The sequence below is a fragment of the Streptomyces sp. NBC_00440 genome (assembly GCF_036014215.1).
Lineage (GTDB): Bacteria > Actinomycetota > Actinomycetes > Streptomycetales > Streptomycetaceae > Streptomyces.
Genome location: NZ_CP107921.1, coordinates 4797056 through 4816389 on the forward strand (window position 1 = coordinate 4797056; position 19334 = coordinate 4816389).

The 19334-nt window shown below is 70.2% G+C and carries 20 protein-coding genes; 10 read left to right on the forward strand and 10 right to left on the reverse strand.

Features of this window, described 5'->3' with window-relative positions:
* The first annotated feature begins 26 nt into the window (after nt 1–26).
* Complete coding sequence (locus tag OHB13_RS21645) at nt 27–1310, forward strand: geranylgeranyl reductase family protein (RefSeq protein ID WP_266854427.1); 1284 nt, start codon at nt 27–29, stop codon at nt 1308–1310.
* A gap of 153 nt (nt 1311–1463) precedes the next feature.
* On the opposite strand, the gene OHB13_RS21650 is transcribed toward OHB13_RS21645, so the two are convergent.
* From OHB13_RS21650 to OHB13_RS21660, 3 genes are all read right to left on the reverse strand, one after another.
* A complete protein-coding gene (locus tag OHB13_RS21650) occupies nt 1464–2465 on the reverse strand; it encodes a hypothetical protein (RefSeq protein WP_328378203.1) in 1002 nt (333 codons plus the stop codon).
* Between the two features lie 107 nt (nt 2466–2572).
* A complete protein-coding gene (locus tag OHB13_RS21655) occupies nt 2573–3850 on the reverse strand; it encodes an MFS transporter (protein WP_328378204.1) in 1278 nt (425 codons plus the stop codon).
* Nucleotides 3851–4119: 269 nt separating this feature from the next.
* On the reverse strand, nt 4120–4881 hold the full coding sequence (locus OHB13_RS21660) for an SDR family NAD(P)-dependent oxidoreductase (protein WP_328378205.1): 762 nt from the start codon (nt 4879–4881) through the stop codon (nt 4120–4122).
* A gap of 92 nt (nt 4882–4973) precedes the next feature.
* On the opposite strand from OHB13_RS21660, the gene OHB13_RS21665 reads away from it, so the two are divergent.
* On the forward strand, nt 4974–5582 hold the full coding sequence (locus OHB13_RS21665) for a TetR/AcrR family transcriptional regulator (protein ID WP_266854421.1): 609 nt from the start codon (nt 4974–4976) through the stop codon (nt 5580–5582).
* 34 nt (nt 5583–5616) lie between these two features.
* Here the strand turns inward: OHB13_RS21665 and OHB13_RS21670 are convergent, their stop codons facing one another.
* A complete protein-coding gene (locus OHB13_RS21670) occupies nt 5617–6297 on the reverse strand; it encodes a DUF4232 domain-containing protein (RefSeq protein ID WP_266854419.1) in 681 nt (226 codons plus the stop codon).
* Nucleotides 6298–6665: 368 nt separating this feature from the next.
* Between OHB13_RS21670 and OHB13_RS21675 the strand changes: the two genes are divergently transcribed.
* Nucleotides 6666–6857, forward strand: coding sequence for a DUF1059 domain-containing protein (locus OHB13_RS21675; protein ID WP_266854418.1), 192 nt, complete (start codon nt 6666–6668; stop codon nt 6855–6857).
* A 502-nt stretch (nt 6858–7359) separates the two neighbouring features.
* On the forward strand, nt 7360–8529 hold the full coding sequence (locus tag OHB13_RS21680; protein ID WP_328378206.1) for a Cmx/CmrA family chloramphenicol efflux MFS transporter: 1170 nt from the start codon (nt 7360–7362) through the stop codon (nt 8527–8529).
* Here OHB13_RS21680 and OHB13_RS21685 read toward each other — a convergent pair.
* The 3 genes from OHB13_RS21685 to OHB13_RS21695 form a co-directional block, all read right to left on the reverse strand.
* Entirely contained in the window at nt 8486–8887 is a 402-nt protein-coding gene (locus OHB13_RS21685) for a hypothetical protein (protein ID WP_328378207.1), read from the reverse strand. The two genes, OHB13_RS21680 and OHB13_RS21685, sit on opposite strands and share 44 nt — an antisense overlap.
* Before the next feature lie 239 nt (nt 8888–9126).
* A complete protein-coding gene (locus tag OHB13_RS21690; protein ID WP_328378208.1) occupies nt 9127–9327 on the reverse strand; it encodes a DUF397 domain-containing protein in 201 nt (66 codons plus the stop codon).
* Nucleotides 9328–9337: 10 nt separating this feature from the next.
* Complete coding sequence (locus OHB13_RS21695) at nt 9338–10186, reverse strand: helix-turn-helix domain-containing protein (protein WP_328378209.1); 849 nt, start codon at nt 10184–10186, stop codon at nt 9338–9340.
* Nucleotides 10187–10444: 258 nt separating this feature from the next.
* Between OHB13_RS21695 and OHB13_RS21700 the strand changes: the two genes are divergently transcribed.
* A complete protein-coding gene (locus OHB13_RS21700; protein WP_328378210.1) occupies nt 10445–10927 on the forward strand; it encodes an ATP-binding protein in 483 nt (160 codons plus the stop codon).
* 25 nt (nt 10928–10952) lie between these two features.
* On the opposite strand, the gene OHB13_RS21705 is transcribed toward OHB13_RS21700, so the two are convergent.
* From OHB13_RS21705 to OHB13_RS21715, 3 genes are all read right to left on the reverse strand, one after another.
* Nucleotides 10953–12128 carry a saccharopine dehydrogenase family protein gene (locus OHB13_RS21705; RefSeq protein WP_328378211.1) on the reverse strand — a complete coding sequence of 392 codons (1176 nt, stop codon included), beginning with the start codon at nt 12126–12128 and terminating at the stop codon, nt 10953–10955.
* Nucleotides 12129–12225: 97 nt separating this feature from the next.
* Nucleotides 12226–12693, reverse strand: coding sequence for a hypothetical protein (locus tag OHB13_RS21710; protein WP_328378212.1), 468 nt, complete (start codon nt 12691–12693; stop codon nt 12226–12228).
* A complete protein-coding gene (locus OHB13_RS21715; protein ID WP_328378213.1) occupies nt 12690–13430 on the reverse strand; it encodes a hypothetical protein in 741 nt (246 codons plus the stop codon). The genes OHB13_RS21710 and OHB13_RS21715 overlap by 4 nt, the downstream gene beginning before the upstream one ends.
* A 166-nt stretch (nt 13431–13596) precedes the next feature.
* On the opposite strand from OHB13_RS21715, the gene OHB13_RS21720 reads away from it, so the two are divergent.
* From OHB13_RS21720 to OHB13_RS21740, 5 genes are all read left to right on the forward strand, one after another.
* Nucleotides 13597–14316 (forward strand): Crp/Fnr family transcriptional regulator, encoded by a 720-nt coding sequence (locus OHB13_RS21720; protein WP_266854406.1) that lies wholly within the window; start codon nt 13597–13599, stop codon nt 14314–14316.
* A 194-nt stretch (nt 14317–14510) separates the two neighbouring features.
* The gene (locus OHB13_RS21725; protein WP_328378214.1) at nt 14511–16979 is read left to right on the forward strand and encodes an ATP-binding protein; all 2469 of its coding nucleotides are present in this window, start codon (nt 14511–14513) and stop codon (nt 16977–16979) included.
* An 11-nt stretch (nt 16980–16990) separates the two neighbouring features.
* Nucleotides 16991–17263 carry a hypothetical protein gene (locus OHB13_RS21730; RefSeq protein ID WP_328378215.1) on the forward strand — a complete coding sequence of 91 codons (273 nt, stop codon included), beginning with the start codon at nt 16991–16993 and terminating at the stop codon, nt 17261–17263.
* On the forward strand, nt 17260–18177 hold the full coding sequence (locus tag OHB13_RS21735) for a hypothetical protein (RefSeq protein ID WP_328378216.1): 918 nt from the start codon (nt 17260–17262) through the stop codon (nt 18175–18177). The genes OHB13_RS21730 and OHB13_RS21735 overlap by 4 nt, the downstream gene beginning before the upstream one ends.
* A 42-nt stretch (nt 18178–18219) precedes the next feature.
* On the forward strand, nt 18220–19263 hold the full coding sequence (locus tag OHB13_RS21740) for an alpha/beta hydrolase (protein ID WP_328378217.1): 1044 nt from the start codon (nt 18220–18222) through the stop codon (nt 19261–19263).
* The last annotated feature ends 71 nt before the right edge of the window (nt 19264–19334 follow it).

Genomic DNA, 19334 nt, shown 5'->3' on the forward strand with positions numbered 1-19334 from the left:
AAATCGAGTCTTCCGGAGTTCCCGCCGTGACCGAGCCCCTCTCCGAGCACACCGCAGATGTGATCGTCGTCGGGGCAGGCCCTGCCGGCTCCACGACCGCGTACTACCTGGCCAAGGCCGGACTCGACGTCCTGCTTCTGGAGAAGACCGCCTTCCCGCGCGAGAAGGTCTGCGGCGACGGACTGACCCCGCGCGCCACCAAGCAGCTGGTCTCCATGGGGATCGACATCTCCGAGGAAGCGGGCTGGCTGCGGAACAAGGGCCTGCGGATCATCGGCGGCGGCGTGCGCCTCCAGCTGGACTGGCCGGATCTCGCCTCGTACCCGGACTACGGTCTGGTCCGCAAGCGCGACGACTTCGACGAGCAACTGGCCCGCCAGGCACAGAAGGCGGGCGCCCGGCTGTACGAGCGCTGCAACGTCGGCGCCCCGATCACCGACCCGCGCACCGGCCGCATCACCGGCGTCAACGCCAAGATGGGCGAGGAGAAGACCCCGGTCACCTTCCACGCCCCGCTGGTCGTCGCCGCCGACGGCAACTCCACCCGCCTCTCCATCGGCATGGGCCTGCACCGGCGCAGCGACCGGCCGATGGGGATCGCGGTCCGTACGTACTTCACCTCGCCGCGTCACGACGACGACTACCTGGAGTCCTGGCTGGAGCTGTGGGACCGCCGCGGCGCGCAGGACCGGCTGCTGCCCGGGTACGGCTGGATCTTCGGTATGGGCGACGGCACCTCCAACGTCGGCCTCGGCATCCTCGACTCCTCAGCCGCCTACAAGGAGCTGGACTGGCGCGAGGTGCTGAAGTCGTGGTGCGCGTCGATGCCGGAGGACTGGGGTTACGTCCCCGACAACATGACGATGCCGATCCGCGGGGCCGCCCTGCCGATGGCCTTCAACCGCCAGCCGCACTACACCAAGGGCCTGCTGCTCGTCGGTGACGCGGGCGGCATGGTCAACCCGTTCAACGGCGAGGGCATCGCGTACGCCATGGAGTCCGGCCAGATCGCGGCCGACGTGATCGTCCAGGCCACCGCGCGGGCGACGCCCACCCAGCGCGAGATGGTGCTGCACAACTACCCGAAGATCCTCAAGGAGACGTACGGCGGCTACTACACGCTGGGCCGCGCGTTCGTGAAGCTGATCGGCAACCCGAAGGTGATGAAGCTCATCACCGAGCGCGGCCTGACCCACCCGGTGCTGATGAAGTTCACGCTGAAGATGCTGGCGAACCTGACCGACCCGACCGGCGGGGACGCGATGGACCGGATCATCAACGGGCTCTCGAAGGTGGCACCCAACTCCTGACGGGAGCTGGGCTCCTGCTCCCCTGGAGCTCCGGCGCTCCGGCGCTCCGGCGCTCCGGCGCTCCGGCGTCCCGGCGTCCCGGCGTCCAACCGTCCCGGCGCGTCAGGGCGCCGGGACGGTTCACGTGCGACGGCGGTCCGTCAGCCTACAGCCTCAGCCCACGGCCTTCCAGTGGTCGTACGCGCTGACCATCTGGTAGGTGCGGTCGGGGCAGTAGAAGGAACCGGCCGGCGAGTCATAGGTGGTGTCGGAGTTGTCCGGCGACGCCGGGGTCCAACTGCCGTTGATCCGGACCGTGATGTTGCTGGACTCGAAGGTCTGGCCCGCCATGGCATCGCAGGCGGCGGACCGGCCCGAGGTGCCGACCTGGGAGTACAGCTCGTTGATGTCCCAGCCCGTGTTGCGGCCCGACTGGTTCTGGCCCGACTGGGTGAAGAGGGTGTCCCAGGCACCCGTCCGGTAGTTGTAGAGCCCCGCGGTCCAGGAGTTGGTGGCTGCGTCGGTCTTGACGACACGGCCCGTGTACGCGCTGGAGGTGCCGTCCGTGTAGGTGCTCAGGAAGGCGCTGTCGATGGGCACCGACGCCTCGAAGGCGACGCTGTCGCACCAGTCCCAGGCCGAGACCGAGCGGCCGGACACCGTGTAGACGGTGACCAGCTCGATGCATGAGCCGCCCGCCGGGTACATCGTGGGGGTGTAGATCGTCGTAGAGCCGTCCTGGACGGTCAGCTGTGTGGACACCGACTGGGTGGCGCAGGAGCCGTCGCTGCCGCTGATCTCCTTGAAGGAGGTGCCCTGGGCCGGGTGTATGTCCGTCAGCAGCCCGCGGCCGGGGCCGCCGCCGCCCAGCGGACCCTTGTCGGCTATCCCTGAGGTGTCGGCTTTGTTCGCGGAGTTGGGGTAGCCGCGGGCCGCACGCTGGGGACCGGTCAGGCCGGCGAGCTGATGGTGGACCTCGTCGCGGGAGAGTGCCCCGCGGACCGTACGGCCGGAGTCGGCGCCGGCGGACGCGCAGACGTCGGCGGCCTGTTGCCGGGCGGCGGCAGCGCGGCCGTGGGCGGGTGCCGCGGTGGCGGTGGCACTGCCGACACCGCAGGCCAGAAGCAGAACAGCGGTGGCGCCGAGCGCGGCTGCCGTGGATTTCATACGTCTCACGGGGTGCGTCCTCTCAGAGGTGGGGGACCGAGGAGTACGCAGAAACCATGCTCATGTCAGATCGGGGAGTCAATCAAAACGAACATCCTTGCCCAGCTCTTGTCCGATTACGACAGCTGGGGCTGGGCCGGTTCAGCTCCTGGCCCCGCCTCCGGCTCCGCTTCCGGTCCGGGCCGTGCTGAGGGGTCGCGGCGTGGCAGCAGCAGCGGGGTCGCCAGGAGGAGCAGACCGGCGATCGCGATCGCGGTACGGACCCCGGTCGCCGCGGCCAGCAGGCCCCACAGGGCCGTCACGGCCGCGATGGTGGCCTTGCTGGTGACCGACCACGCGGACAGGGTACGGGCGACCCGGTCCGGTGCGGTCTGGGCGAGCCGGCAGGTGGCGAGGACGGGGTTGTACACGCCCGAGCAGGTGATCAGCCCCAGCTCGACGGCCATCACGAGTACCAGCCCAGCAACGCCGGGCCCGATGAAGGCCAGCCCGATCGACCAGCACGCCCGCAGTGTCCCGGCGGCGAGCAGCACCTTGTGCTGGCCGAATCGCGTGACGAGGCGGCGGGCCACCCGTGAGCCGATCAGACCGCCGACGCAGGGCGCCGCGAAGGCGATGCAGTACTGCCAGGGGGCGAACCCGAGGTGGCTGAGCATGAGCACGGCCAGCAGCGGCAGAGCCGCCATGATCAGGGCGTTGTTCAGGATCGAGTTGAAGAACAGCGGGCGCAGCGTCGGGTGCTTGAGGATGTACCGCCACCCGTCGAGCAGGTCACCGGCGCGCAGCCTCGGTGCGGCGGCCCGCTCGGGGCGTGGCTCCTCGCCGCCGATCGCGCGGATCCCCACGGCCGACAGCAGATAGCTGACCGCGTTGGCGAGTACGGTCAGCACCGGGCCGAACATCCCGATCGCGGCCCCGCCGAGCGGTGGTCCGAGCATGGTGGCGGTCCAGGCCGTGGACTCGAACCGGCCGTTCGCGATCAGCAGGTCCTCCGGCCGTACGAGCGCTTTGAGGCAGGCCCCGCTCGCCGCGGTGAAGGTGATGTCGGCCGCGCCGACGACCACCGACACGACCAGCAGCTGGGCGAAGCTGAGCCCGCCGAGCGCGTAGGCGGCGGGGATGGTCATCAGCGCGGCGAACCGGATCAGGTCCATCGCGACCATCACCGGCCGCTTGCGGCGGAACTCCACCCACGGGCCGAGCGGCACGGCCACCACCGCACCGACCGCAAGACCGGCGGCGGACAGCAGTGACACCTCGGCCGTCCCGGCGTGCAGCGCGAGGATCGCGATCAGCGAGAACGAGTCGAACGCGAGAAACGTACCGAGCGTGCTGACCCCGTACGCCGCCCAGAGCCACCCGAACTGCCGCCCCAGCGACCGCCTGGACACCACGCTCAGCGCACCTCCCGCTCACTCTGCTCTCCGGCCCGGTCCCGCCGGATGTCCTGCGGGTTTTCCGGGCGGATGTCCCGCCTGATTTCCCGTCCGGACTACCTGGCGTTGACCCCCGAGATCAAATCGAGCGGTACACCTGCGGTCAAACAACCGACGCGTCCGAGGTCACAACAGCACGTTGTACGCAGGGCTGGATCGGGGAGAGCAGGGGGAGCGGGGGAGTGGGCCGGTGCGCGTCTTGTTACGCACGCTCGGCGACGCTCGGGTCAGATCTGGTTCTCACCGCCGTCGACGTACAGATTCGCGCCGAGGACGAAACTGCTCTGCTCGGAGGCGAGGAACGTCACGGCCGCGGCGACTTCCTCCGGGCGCCCCATCCGCCCCATCGCCACGCCCGCGATGAGGTTCGCCTTGGCGTCGGCAGTGTTCTCGTCGCCGACGAGGCCCGTGATTCCGGGGGTGTCGGTCGGGCCCGGCGAGATCGCGTTGACCCGGATGCCCCGGCCCGTGAGTTCGTTGGCCCAGGTCCGCGCGTAGGTCCGGACCGCGGCCTTGGACGCCGCATACGTACCGAATGCCTCCGCGCCGCGATCGGCGGCGGTGGAGGCGTTCAGGATCACCGAGGCGCCGTCGTTGAGCAGGGGCAGCGCCTTCTGCACGGTGAAGAGCATGCCTCGCACGTTGACGCCGAAGGTCTGGTCGAAGTGCTCCTCCGTGGTCTGTTCCAGCGTCGCGAACGAGCCGATCGCCGCGTTCGCGAACAGCACGTCCAGGCCCTGGCCCCGGGCGCGGACCGTCTCGTACAGCCGGTCCAGGTCGGCGAGGTTCGAGACGTCGCCCGCCACTGCGGTGGCCCCTGCCCGGCCGATGGTCTCGACGGCCGCGTCCAGCTCGGTCTTGCGCCGGCCGGTGATGAAGACGTGTGCGCCCTCGGCGGCCAGCCGTACGGCGGTGGCCAGACCGATGCCGGTGCTGCCTCCGGTGACGACCGCTGTCTTGCCTTCGAGCTGTCCCGTACGAACGACCATGACTGACCTCCACGCAGTTCGGTACCGATCGGTACTGAAATAGACCGTAGCACTTCCGTACCGATCGGTGCGGAAGCGGTACGGTTGAGGGCATGGAGATTCACCAGAAGGCGCCGATCGGCCGACCGCGAGGTTTCGACGCGGAGGAGGCCCTCGAACGCGCCATGCGGGTCTTCTGGGAACAGGGCTACGAAGGCGCCAGCCTGACCGACCTGACCAGCGCCATGGGCATCACCCGCACCAGCATGTACGCGGCCTTCGGCAACAAGGACGAGCTGTTCCGCAGGGCGCTGGAGCGCTATGCCGAAGGTCCTGCGGCGCACGGCACCCGGGCACTTGAGGAGCCGACCGCCCGGCAGGTGGCCGCCGCCTTTCTCAACGGCACCGTCCGGGCCACCACCCGCCCCGACTGCCCCGCCGGATGCCTGGGCGTTCAGGGCTCCCTCGCCTCCGGCGCCTCCGGGCACGCCGCCCGCACCGCTCTCAACGACTGGCGCAACGGCGGTACTTCCCGCTTCCGGGACCGGTTCCGGCAAGCCGTCGACGAAGGCGACCTGCCCCCGGACGCTGATCCCGGAGTGCTCGCCCGCTACCTCATGGCCGTGGCCAACGGCATCGCCGTCCAGGCCGCCGGTGGCACCAGCCGCGACGACCTCCAGCGGGTGGCCGACGCGGCCCTGCGGAACTGGCCGCCCGTGTGACGGCCGTTCCGGGGTGAACTCGGTGCTGCTGGGCTCACTTGCCGGAGCCGGTGTGGTAGCCGATCGGGTCGACGTAGACGTCGGGGGCGTTGCCGGTGGAGGGGGAGACGGTGATGGCCAGCTTGTTGAGGTTCACGATCTCCGAGACCCGCTCGTTGGGCGGGGTGACAGCGAGCCGGGTGTAGGTCTTGCCGTTGCCGCTGGTGTCCGGGATGTAGTGGAGCAGGAAGCGGGTCTCCTCGCCGGGCGCGATGGTCATGGTGGAGCCCGAGGCGTCGGTGCGGGCGGCGTCGGGGCCGGTGTCGCCCAGGCCGTCGGGGCCGATGAGCTGGACGCCCGGGAAGCCGTGCATGCTGCACGTGCTGGAGCCGGTGTTCTTCATGTTGATGACCAGCTGGTTCTTGACCCCCGCGGAGGCGGCGCTGAGGGCGAGGTGGTCGGCGTCGCAGCGAGCGCCCGACCCCGCGGACTCGCTCTTGGTGGCGACCTTGCCGTTCGTGCCGGAGCCGTTGGAGGAGCTGGACGACGAGGAACCGGACGCCGAGGAGCCCGAGGTCGAGCCCTTGCTGCCGGTCGAGCCGCTCGCGGCGGTGGACGTGCTGCTGCTGTTGTTGGCGGCGGAAGCGTTCGATCCGTCGCTGCTGCCGCACGCGGTCAGCGAGAGGCCGGCAGCGGCGACGACGAGGGCGAGAGCGGAGATCTTCTTGACGCGCATCGGTACTCCAGGGAAGCGGTGTCTTCACGCTCGCTCCGGTTGAGCGGGCGTTGTTGTTCATAGGATTCCGACAGCTGGGCTGGTTGTTCCGAGCGGAGTTCCATCAAGACACCGCTGTGACATGCGAGTCGACTCGCTGTGACAGGAAGGCGGAGGAAGTGGGACAGTCCGGTCCCGTTCCATGGCGGCAGCTGTCCGGCGGGGTCCGGCGCAGCGACCTGGGAGAACGACCGCAAGCTGGTGTTCTTGGTAAGTAATACCTATATTTGTGGTATATGGCCCATGTAGCCCCAGTGTCTGCCCCATGGCCTATGGCTTCGGTGCCCGCAGGCCGGCGGTACGGGGGCGGGGCTGACTGGAGGTTTGTCATGCGTAAGGTCGCCGACTGCCGGGACATGCCCAGCGAATCCGGTTGCACGCTGACCATCAGCGGCGAGGAGGAAGAAGTCGTACGCGCGGCGTCCGAGCACGCCGCTTCGGTCCACGGACACACGGACAGCAGTGAGCTGCGCGAGCAGGTCCGCGGCATGCTGAAGGACGAAGCCCCGCAGCACGTGTGACCCCCTTGCGATTCAGGCGGCGCGGCGTTCGACGTGGAAACGGGCCGCCTGGATGTCGCCGCAACGTGGGCCGGACCCAAAGGGCCGGACCCAACGGCGATGACACCTTTAATCACTGGCATCGCGACCACCCGGCCGGATACCGTCCCCTCCATGTCCTCCCCCGAGTCCGACAGACCGAGGCCACCGGTGCGCCGGTGGCCGAGTTCCTGCTGACTGAGGCTGGTTGACCCGCAGGGTCATGGGCACTTCTTCGCACGGCTCCGTCGCCGCCGGATCACCGCGGGTACGGGCCGCTTCCTCCTCGGCCGAGCGCTGAATCGCTGCTCCCCGAGTCATGCCCCGCTGCTCTCAGCCGGGCATTCTTCCGCGTCACGGCGTCACGGCGTCACGTATGCCGGATTCCCCGCGCGTACGACGGGCGCGGCCCGCATCCCCGCACACCGGTCTGTCTGTCCATGACGGCTTCGTCGACACTTCCGTCCCAAGGGGTGCGCCTCCCATGCCATTTGCTGTCTACGTCCTCGGGCTCGCGGTCTTCGCTCAGGGCACATCGGAGTTCATGCTGTCCGGGCTCATCTCGGGCATCGCCACTGACCTGAACGTCTCCCTCGCCGCAGCGGGTCTGCTGACCTCGGCCTTCGCCGTCGGGATGGTGGTCGGCGCGCCCCTCATGGCGCTCTTCGCCCGCACCTGGCCCCGGCGCCGCGCGCTGTTGCTGTTCCTCGCGGTGTTCGTCGCCGTGCACGTCATCGGGGCGCTCACCCCGAGTTACGGAGTGCTCCTCGCGACCCGTTTCGCCGGCGCCGTCGCCAACGCGGGCTTCTGGGCGGTGGCGTTGACGACGGCTGTCTCTCTGGTGCCGGGGCAGTTGAAGGCGCGGGCGGCGGCCGTGGTGGTCGGCGGGGTCACGGTTGCCTGCGTGGTCGGGGTACCGGCCGGTGCGGTGCTGGGGGAGCGGTGGGGGTGGCGGTCGGCGTTCTGGGCGGTCGCCCTGGTCTGCGTACCGGCGGTCCTGGCGCTCGTACGGAATGTCCCGGCGGGGCGGCCCGACGCGGAAACCGCACCTGTACCTGTACCTGTACCCGTACGCACCGAACTGGGTGTCCTGAGCCGCTCCCGCCTCCGGCTCACCCTGCTGACGATGGCGCTGGTTCAGGGGGCGACCTTCTGCACGTTCTCCTATCTGGAACCGTTCCTCACCCGGGAGACCGGTCTGAGCGCCGGATGGGTTCCGGCCGCCCTCGCGCTCTTCGGTGTGGGCTCGTTCATCGGCGTCACCGTCGCGGGACGGTTCGCCGATCGCCGCCCCACGGCCCTCATCGCCTCCGGCATGGTCGCCCTCGCCCTGGGCTGGAGCGCCCTGGCCCTGACGGCGGGCAGCCCGCCCGTGGCCCTCGCCCTGATCCTGGTGCAGGGGATGTTCGCCTTCGGTACGGGCACGGCGCTGATCGCCCGCGTCCTCGACGAGGCCCCCGAAGCCCCGAGCCTCGCGGGGGCGTTCTCCACGACCGCCTTCAACCTGGGCGCCACGCTGGGCCCTTGGGCGGGCGGCCTGGCCCTGGACGCCGGATTCGGCTACCGGGCGCCGGTCTGGGTGAGCGGTGCGCTGATGGGGCTCGCCCTGCTCACGGCCGGGGCGCGGCGGGTGCGGATCCGGGCGACGGGGTGAGTACGAGGTAGCGCAGGGGGCGTACGGTCCACTCGATGTGGCGCCCCTTGCGGAGCAGCAGCATGAATCCGCAGGGCTCGGCGCGGTGCAGCGCGGCGAGCGCGGGCAGCCAGCCGCCGTGTTCGGACCAGCGCAGGGCGCGGGCGGTCTCGCGCGGTGGCAGGCTGAGCACATGGCTGGCGCGGAGCTGAGTACGGATCACGCGGATGGCCTCGCGCGGGGTGGGGACGATCCTCAGATCGATGGGCTCGGGCCGGAATCCGGTCGCGGGCCCGTACCGCAGCACCTCTAACCGGAAACCGTGCTCGACCCGGGCCTCGGTGAGAGTGTGGGGAGCGGTGTGGGGTGACGTACGCATGGCCGACCGTCCGATCGCAGCGTCTGGGGAAAGCCTGGCGTTGCTGACTCAACTGGATTGCAGGCAGGGGTGGTTACGCGTTCCAGGGCGCGGCTCGGTTACTGCTGCGGCCGTGGCGGCGACGTACGGTGACGGTAGCGTTACCGGCGCGTGCGGCGCAACAATGTGACGTCCCTAAGTTGTGCCGCTTCATGCCGAACGCCCTCCACCGGCTTGGCGGAGGGCGTTCCGGCTGCTGATCAGATCAGGTGGTCGAACTCGCCGGCCTTCACGCCGAGCACGAAGGCGCGCAGCTTGTCGACACTGGTCGTTACCACTACAGCGGGGTCGTCGCTCTCACGCATCTTGATCGAGCCGTCAACGGGTGCCAGCTCGATGCAGCTCTGATTGTTGTCTGCTCCCGAAAATGAGGACTTCTGCCAGTTGATTGCGTCGGTCATGCCGGTTGACTCACATTTCCTGTGCGATGCGGTGGATGAATTGGGCCGACTTCTTCGGGCTGAGCGAGATTGATTCGACGGAACCAAGCAGCTCTCGATACCTGGCGAGTTGAGCCTCGGCGTCCAGGAACCCCGCGTCGAAGGCGCTGTCGATCTGGACGGTGTCGAGTGCCGCGATGCTGGCCCCGGCGTAGAGCATTGAATGCACCGAGCCGGTGATCTGTTCGGTGAACGGGATCACGCGGATTGTGACGGATGGCCAGGTGGAGACCGTGCGCAGGAAGCCGAGTTGGTCTCTCATGGTTCCGGTGTCGCTGTACCTCATGCGGAGGGCGGCCTCGTGGATGAAGGCCTCGAACGGAGTTGGCGTGGGCCGGTCGAAAATGTCGCGTCGCCGTACCCGATGCTCGACTCGGGCATTCAGCTCGGCTGTCGGGAGATCGGTCACACCGCTTCGGATGAGATCTCGCGCATACGCCTCCGTCTGGAAGACGCCGGGAATGTTCAGCATCTGAATCGAGCGGATATAGGTCGCCCGGTGTTCCAGTTCCGCCAGATCCAGGAATCCGGGTGACAGTATTCCGCGGTACTCGTCCCACCACCCCTTGGTGCGCTCCTCGGCCATTGCCGCGAGCGCGTCCACGAGGTGCTTGTCGTTCGCCGAGTAATGGGCTGCGAGTCGTCGCACCCGCTGGTCGCTTACCCCGTACCGGCCTGATTCGATGTGGCTGATCTGGGCTCGTTCGCCACCCAGGTATGCGGCTGCGTCATTCCCGGACACACCCGCGCGCTCGCGCAGTTTGCGAAGTTCTGCGCCCAGGCGCTTCTGCCTGGCGGTCGGGTAACTCCTTGGCGGCATCGACCCCTCCTGTTCGTGCGGTACGAGTGTGCCGCCTCGCTGTGCCACTGGTCCACTCGTATGGGTGCTACAGCCGTCCCATTGTTGCGCCGTCCCATAATTGTGCCCTAGCGTCCATTGCGCCGCACGGAGCGTCACGAGGCCCGAAGTGCAGCCATCCACATGCCAGTTGACGGCATGAGGGGTGGCCGATGCCACGGGTTATGGACGGCGATACGCGCTGCGGCCGAGACCGGATCACGTAAGGGAGACCATGAGATGACCCCTGCCACCGCCCGTCGAGCACCCCGCCCGCCCCTCCCGCAGCGCGGCGCCCGCTACCGGCTGATCGCGCCCAACAGCCCGACCGCGCCCGGGATCGTGCGGGACTTCCTCGGCACGCTGCTGCGGGCCACCGGGCACCCGGGTCTCGTGGAGGACGGGCGTCTCTGCGTGAGCGAGGTCGTCACCAACGCGTACTGCCACACCCGCTCGCCACTCGTCAGGGTGGATGTCAGAGTCAACCCGAAGCGGGTGACGGTGTACGTGACCGACGACGACCCGGCGTCGCTGCCCTGGCGCGCGCACGGGGAACACATTCCCTGCGCCGAGCACGGCCGCGGCCTCGTCCTCGTGGAAGCCCTCGCGGCCCGCTGGGGGACCCGGGCCAACGGGGAGCCCGTACCGGAGTCCAAGTCCGTCTGGTTCACGCTCGTCAGTGTCACCGAATGCATCATCCCGCCGTTCGCCCCCACTCATTGAACGGAGTGCTGCTCCCCGGCCCGGCTCATACCCCTCGCCGATCGGCCATCCTGAAGCGCAGCCCGGCGCGCAGCAGCCGTGCCCGCAGCGCCGGGCCCATGGCGACAGCGGGGGTGAGCTGGCCCGCCAGGGCGGGGAGTTCGTCGAAAGCGAGGCTGAGCGCGGACTCGCCGAGGATCTTCGCGGTCTCGTCGTAGCCCGGGTCCCCGCCCGACACCTCGGTGCAGACGCGTCGGCCTCCGCCCTCGCCGACGAACCGGACGCTGAACCAGCTGCGGGCCCGGCGCTCATCGGACGGGCCGTCGCCCGGAGCGAGCCGGCCGGAGATCCAGCGCCGGGCGGCGGGTAGCTGCGCGGCAGCCGCCACCCCGGCCACCCCTGCGACCGCGCCGAGAGCGACCGGCAGCCGCCGGACCGCCGCGTAATGGCGGTATCGGAAGTCCGGGCCGTAGGAGTCGAGGGCGGCCGCCGAGCGCGACACCACCTGCGGGTCGATGGTGGGCAGCGGGAGAGCCCAGGCCCCGACCTCCGGAGCGAACCTCGCCCCGGCCCGGGTGGAGATCCGGCGAGCCCTCGGCCGGGGTTCGACGTTACGGCGGTCACGCGCCGCGCGGACCATCTGCGGCCCCCGGGAGAGCGCGGTCAGGGTGGAGGCGAGAGTGCCGCCGGAGGGGGCGGCGCTGGTGCGCACGTAACCGTCGACCCGCAGCGGCACGCCCTGCGGCAACTGCTCCACGGTGAACTGGACACCGAGGTCGTGCGGGACGGAGTCGAAGCCGCAGGCGTGCACCAGCCGGGCTCCGGTCTCCAGGGCGCGGGCGTGGTGCCGGACGTAGGCGATGTCGACGAACTCCGGCTCGCCAGTGAGATCGACGTAGTCCGTCCCGGCGTCGGCGCAGGCGGCGACGGTGCCCATGCCGTGCTGGACGTACGGGCCGACCGTCGTGGCGAGGACCCGGGTGGAGTGAGCGAGTTCCCTCACGGTGGCGGGGTCGTGCACATCGACGTGGAGCAGGGGAACCCCGGCCGCCGCGGGCACGGTCTCCGCGAGCCGGCTCCGCAGCGCGCGAAGGGCCTCGGCATTGCGTCCGGCGAGTGCCCATCGGCAGCCCTCGGGGGCGTTGCGGGCCAGGTAGTCGGCGGTCAGGGCGCCGACGAAGCCGGTCGCACCGACGAGAACGATGTCGTACGCACGATCCATGGTCTCGCACTCTCCTCAGCTTGCGGTTACCCAACGGTAGGGACCAAGTGGGGGCGCGACAAGCGAGCGGCTCACGACACCGGCCGGACCGTGCCGCTCACTGGGGTGCGGTCGTGTCACCCCGTCCCGGCCAGTGCACCGGCTGGTCGCCGCCCTGGACAGCGAAGACCGTGCCGGATCCATGGGCGGTGTTGGTCTGTTCCAGGTGTGCGTGGGCGGCCTCCCGGTGGTTGTCCGGCATCGTGCGGCGTACCGCCTCCACCAGGTGCGCGAGCGGCTCACGGCAGGACGGCTCGCTGCGGAGCAGGGCTTGGAGTTCCATTTCCCAGGAACCCAGGAGTGCCTGCCGTGCGACGTCGGGGGCCGCAGCCCCCTCGACGAGCGCGGCGTGGCTGTCGAGCCGGGTCGCGATCTCCCGGCGCCGCCGGCCGGACCGGTGGAACAGGTCGGCCACGCCGTCGCGCACGGTCTGCCACAGGTCCGTGGTCATCGCGGTGACCAGGGTGGTCGCTCCGGCTGCCGCGAGTGTGGCCAGTTCGTCCTCCACGTAACTTCCCTTCCTCATTCGGGCGGGCGTCCGTTGATGTTCTGGTTGCCGTTCTGCGTGGCGTAGACGACGCCGTGTCCCGAAGCCTTGTTGATCATCTTCGACAGGCCCGCCGGGCGGTCCCGCCGGTGCGGTTCGACGGCCTGGTCCGGGGCAGCCGCTCCCCCCGTCGGAGCGGCTGCCCCGGGGAGGTGCAGCCAGGCGTTCGCCGAGTACTCCTTCTCTGTGACGTCAACCCGCCGGAAGGACTCGGGATCGATGCCCGGGTAGCCGTGCCGCACCGTTTCGTCGTAGAAGTGCTGGGAGACAAGGAGCGACGCGGGCACCGTGAGGGGTGCCCCGGCCAACGCCTCCCGGGCCGGGCTGGCGTCGAGCAGCCGGGCGAGCACCTCCAGCGGCCCCCCGGCGACCCCGGCCCGTCCGAGCCACACGTCACCGGCGTGCAACGCCACCCGGAGGCGGATCCGGGTCGGCCCTGCGGCCGTCCGGTTGTGCGCGTGCAGCCGGACCACCAGCTCGTGGAAGAGCGGGTGGATCAACCTGGACTTCGGCGCCCACGCCGGGGCGACGATCCGGAGGCCGTCCCCGAGGTCGTTGATCCGGCAGTCCTGCCAGTCGATTCCGCTCTCTTTCAGCGCCTCCTGAAGCGTGTTCAGAAGCACCTCGCGGATGCGCAGCAGGGCCACGTCGCCCCGGCCCCCTGAACGTTCGATGTCCACAGCCATCAGGGGCCGGTACTCCAGTACTGCGTCCATGCGTTCCTCCGGTCCCGCCGGTCCAGCCTCGCCCGCCCACTGTGCACCAGGCGTGTGCCGGAGATCCCGTCCCAGTACGGAATCCGCCGAAGTTCGACGAAGTCGTTGACGCACGGGGGCTGTTGGGGGCCATGACCGGCGGTCCACCCGGGTGCACACTGATGCCGTGGTGAATTCTGCGGAGCGGCGGGCCGGGCGGAGACCGCGCGAGTCATGGGCGTGGCCATCGGCGAGCGTGCTCGGGGGGCTCCCGCGGGCGGCGCGCGACCGGCTGCTCGCGCTGGGGGCCCTCGTGCGCTACCCGGGCGGCCGGGTGCTGATCCGTGAAGCGGAGGAGAGCACGTTCATGCTGATCCTGCTCGACGGTGTGGTCAAGGCGACCGGACGCACCAACGACCACCGGGATGCTCTCCTGGCCGTCCGTATGGGTGGCGACCTCGTCGGCGAGTTCGCCGCCGTCGACGGGCAGCCACGGTCCGCGACGGTGACGACGTGCGGGCCGGTCATCGCCCGCGTCGTGACCCGCGCCGACTTCCTCGACTGTATGCGGCACGACCGGCGGATCGCCCAGGCGGTCAACGAGTCGATCGTCGCCAAACTGCGGGTCGCGACGGGCCACCGTATCGACTTCACCGGCTGCGACGCCCCGACCCGGCTGGCCCGGGTGCTCTACCAGATCACCATGACCTACGGAGAGCGCACCGGCGCGGGCGCCATCATCCGCTGGCCGATCACCCAGCCCGAACTGGCCACTCTCGCCGGTGCGGCGGAGCCAACCGTGCAGAAGGCGCTGCGAAGGCTCCGTGAAGCTGGTGTGGTGTCCACCGGCTACCGCACCTTCTGCGTCGAGAATCTCGCGCAGCTGCGTCAACTCGCCTGTGCCTGAAGTCCATCAAGGCACCGAGCGGTCGTCGGAAAGCCGTCGTAGGACGGTATTCGGGCGGCAGCGGGCCATTAGCGTGACAGCGGGCGGACCGCCTCCTGAACGGGGAGACCTCCTGAACGGGGAGACGGGGATGAGGCCTGATGTCTCGCGACAGGGACGACGGCAGTGGATGACCGGGCGGCACAGGGGGAGCGATGCCAGACACGGATGACAACACGCGGACACCCGACGGGCCGGGCGCGACGCACCGGATCGACGTCGGTGGCAGCGTCACCGGCTCCGTGATCGCGGGCAACCACAATGTGGTCGTCGACGCGCAGCAGGGCTCACAGGTCACCGTGCTGGTCGGCCCCGAACGGCCCCGCCCTCAGCGCCGGGAGCGGGCCGAGGTTCTGCCCCGGAGTCTGCCGGAGCCGGTGGGCCGGGAGGAGGCGGCGCAGGCGCTGGCGGCGGCGGTCCGAGACGGAGGGCCGGTGCAGCTGTGGGGGCTGCCGGGGGTCGGCAAGACCACGCTGTTGCGGCACGCCGCGCGGTTGCTGCCTCCCGGGCCGGACGGGACGGTGTTCCTGGGCGGGGCCGATCGCGACATCGAGGATCTCGCCCAGGACGTGTTCGAGGCCTGCTACGAGGCCCCCGGGTATGCGCCGAACCGGGCGGAACTGCGACGGTTGATGACCGGTATGCGGGTGACGGTGTACGTGGATGACGCCGACCTGACGTCCGACCAGCTGCTTGAGTTGATGGACATGGCCCCGCAGGCAACGTTCGTCTTCGCCAGTGCCGAGCGGACGCTGTGGAGCGGCGGCACGGCACTGGAGCTGTGCGGTCTTTCGGAATCCGCCGGACGTGAGCTTCTGGAACGGGAGTTGGGCGGTCCGCTGGCGGACGCGGACCACGAGGCCGCCGCCGCTCTGTGCCGGGCCGCCGGTGGTCTGCCGCTGCCACTGCTGCGGGCGGCTGCCGTGGCGCGCTCCGGCCCGGAGGGCGAGGGCAGGCTCCCGCGCGTCGGCGAAGTCGCGGACCTGCTCCCGGCGTTGCTCGCCCAACTGGCCGACGACGAGTCGGTGATGGGGGTGCTGCACCTGCTCGCCACTTTCGACGGGGCGGAGGTGGCGGCCGTACATGTGGGGGCGCTGACGGAGGTGGCGGAGCCCGGCGCGGTGTGCGACCGGCTGGTGCGCCTGGGGCTGGCGTGTCTCGGCGAGTACGGCTACGCGTCCGTTGCCGACACGGTGCCGGTGGTGCGAGCGCGGTTCCCCGCGCCGTTCCCGGCCGAGCGGCTGTGCGACCACTTCACTCGGTGGGCGGCGCTCCGGGAAACCACGCCGCAGGAGCTGGCAGCCCACGGCAGGGTGCTGGAGAAGGTGGCCGAGGTGGCCGAGTCCTCGGGCCACCCGGATCTGGCAGTGCGGCTCGCACGGGCCACGTCGCCCGGGCTGGCCCGTTCGCTCCGGTTCGGTGTGTGGGGGCGGCTGCTCGGCCGTGGCTGGGCCGCGTCGCGCGCCGCGGACGACCGTCAGGCCGAGGCGTACTTCCTTCACGAGGAGGCCGTCCGGGCCCTGCTGATCGGCAAGCGGGTCGTGTACGCGGCGCTGCTGGCTCACGCGGCGTGGCTCGGGCATGAACTGGCCGCCGGGTCGGCGACCGGTGCCGGCGGAGGGGCGGGGGCCCACGCGAGCGGTGCAGCCGGAGGGGCGGGGGCCCACGCGAGCGGTGGGCAACCTTCCTTCGACGTCCACCACTACATGGGTCAGCACGGCTTCGGGTCGGCCCACTCAGGTGCTTCCGCCGGTCATGGCGCCCTGGCCCAGCCGTCGGTGGGCTCCGGAGGGGCAGGCTCCTGGGGCGGGGCCCCGGGCCATGGAAGTGCCGGTGCATCGGCCTCGGGGCACGGCGGTGGCGGTGCGTCTGTAGCTTCGGGGCACGGTGGCGGTAGCGCCTCGGGTCTCACGGGCCACGGTGGCGGTAGCGCCTCGGGTCTCACGGGCCACGGCGGGGCATCCGGTGCGGCCGCGCACTCGGCGGGTGCCGGTGGCGGTTCCTGGGGTGGCGCCACGACAGCGTCGTCCGGTGCCGCGACGACAACGACGGCAACGACAGCAACGACGGCAGCGACAACGGCGACGGCGGTGGGAGCGGCGAGTGCGGGCCTGAGCACCTTGGCCGTGACCCTCGTCTCCCTGGTCATCGCCTGTGCGCTGGTCGCGGGCGTGGGCTACGCCATCAGCTCGTCAAGTTCCCACAACGGACAGTCGCGATCGAGTGACGCGCGCAACGAGGCGCTGCCGACCCCGTCGTTCTCCCTCCCGTCGGAGCTGACAGATACCTCGACGCCCACTGACGATCCTCTTGAGGATCCGGCGGGGTGTGAAGAGCAGTCCGACGCGAAGCAGAAGTCCGATGAGGCCGGGGCAACGGCACCGATCACGAACCCCGCCGCTGATCAAGCGTGGGCCGCGAACGAGCAGCAGCTCTCAGAGGACCTGGCGGCGGCGGCCGGGGCCGCGACCGACCCATCGATCAAGTCGGCGATCCAGAAGGAGTCGTCGGATCACGCATCTCTCGCGAGCGCGATCACCCGCGATGACCTGGCGGCCATCGACCAGTATGTGGACGCCACCGGCGACGACGCATCCGCGGTGACCGATCTCTGCTACTCGTAGGAGCCATCATCGTGTCACCGTCACCTTCGCCGCCGCCGCCGTCGTCGCCGGGCGACGAGTTCACCGTCCGGATCGGCGGCGACGTGTCCGGCCCCGTCGTCGTCGGCCACGACAACCACGTCGAAGTGCACCAACCCGCCCCCGCGACCCCACCCGTGCCAGAACCGGACCCTGCGACGTCGACCCAGACCAACACGGCGAAGGGCCACGGCACTGTCTATGCCGTCACCAACGGCGACATGCACATCCACCAGGACGGGGGAGAGGGACGATACCCACAATGACCGGTACGTCCAGTACGTCCAGTACGTCCGGTACGACCGATGAACCGGGGCACGGGGGCGCGCTTGCCGTCCCTGCCAGTGCGGTGTGGCTCAAAGGGCAGCTGCTGGAGATCGCTTCCGCGCTGCACCCGGACCGCCGACCCGTGGTGGTCCGTGAGTGGACTGACCCGGTACGGCTGCGCGACCCCGCACCGGTCGGTCATCGCTTCCTGTTCCTCGTCTGCGTCAGCGGGGGCGATCCGCCCTCGTCTGCCGGTTTCGACGACGTCCTGAACGCCTTCACCGTGGCCGGCTGGAACGTGCACCGACGGTCTTCCGGCCACCCCGGGGAGAGCTGGGCGACGGCCCGGCGCGAAGAGTTCGAGGTCAAGGTCTACGAGGGCGACGGGCCCGGAATCCTGTCGCTCACCGGCTGGACACCGGTCGTGTACACCGAACGGCAGTTGGGCCAGCCGCTCTTCACCCTCACCACGGCCACTGGTGTGTTGTGCGACGACTGTCACGGCTGGGGGGTGTGCCTGCTCTGCGAAGGCAGGGCCTACAGCGGCGGCAGCGGCGGCTACGGGCGGTGCTCGTGTGCCGGAAACAACGCGGGGCCCGGCAAGTGTGTGGAATGCGCCGGGCGGGGTTTCCTCACCTCCGATGCGGTGTCGTGGAAGCGGAAGCAGTACGGACTGCCTGCTGCCGACCGGAGCGACGCCTGGCCACAGCCGCCGGCCGAGGACGGCCACGACTCCAACACCAGCGCGTTCGCCGATGTCGCCCAACGGCCCTGTGTATGCGGGGAGTTCCGGTGCTTCTGGTGCAACATCCTCACCCCGGCAGACGATCACCTCCTCTCCCGGTTCACCGGTATCTGCCAGGGATGCGCAGCGCAGCGCTCCTATGCGTTCACGCTTCCTCCCCGCGAGTGATTGACTGGGGCGCATGGACTTCGCGCGAGCGTTCCTGCACTCATGACAGGCCATCCCGCCGAGCGAGGCGGCCCTGTCCCGACGGCTGGGGCTGCGCCCCCTTTCGACCCCGAACTGAGCCTGGCGCTGGCGGCTTCGGGGGACGGGGCGAGGGAGCCGCTCACCCCGGAGAACCTTGCGGCCCGGCAGCGGCGGGATGCTGCCGCCCGGCCCAGGCCGACGGTCCGAGACCTCCGGGCCGACGGCCGGTTCGAGGTGGATGAGCTGTGTGTGCCGGGAGCGGCGGACGGTCAGGACCTCACGCTCGTGAGCGCACGGCCCGCCGGGATCGCCGGGCCGCTGCCGTTGCTGTACTACATGCACGGCGGCGGAATGATCATGGGTAACGCGTGGTCCGTGCTTCCGAAGCTGCTCAGCGACTGGGCTCTCGGACTGAAGTTGGCCGTCATCTCTGTCGAGTACCGGCTGGCACCGCAGACGCAGTACCCGGGGCCGGTGGAGGACTGTTACGCCGGACTCGTCTGGGTGGCCGCGCACGCGGACCGGCTGGGCATCGACACGGATCGCATCATTGTCGGTGGAAAGAGTGCCGGCGGCGGACTCGCCGCTGCCCTGGCCCTGCTCACCCGTGACCGGCGCGGGCCCGCGCCGATCGGGCAACTGCTCCTGTGCCCGATGCTCGACGACCGTAACAACACCGCCTCCAGCCACCAGATGGCCGGAATCGACACCTGGGACCGAACCTCCAACGCCACCGGGTGGCAGGCGCTGCTGGGCGCACGGTACGGGGCATCGGACCTGTCGCCCTACGCGGCTCCCGGGCGTGCCGAGGACCTGTCGAAGCTGCCCCCGGCCTATATAGATGTCGGGTCGGCCGAGACCCTCAGGGACGAGAACGTGGCCTACGCCCAGGCGATCTGGCAGGCAGGTGGCCAAGCCGAACTGCACGTATGGCCCGGAGCTTTCCACGGCTTCGACAGCATCGCGCCACGGGCAACTCTCAGCCGGGACGCCCGAGACGCCCGTACCCACTGGCTTCGGCGGATCCTCACGCAGTCCGATGCGAGCAGCGGACCTGCTGGCTGAGGCGCACGCCCAGCACGGCCTCGGGTGGCCGGCCGGCCGCGAAATCAGGCCAGGCCGGTCCACACCGTGTC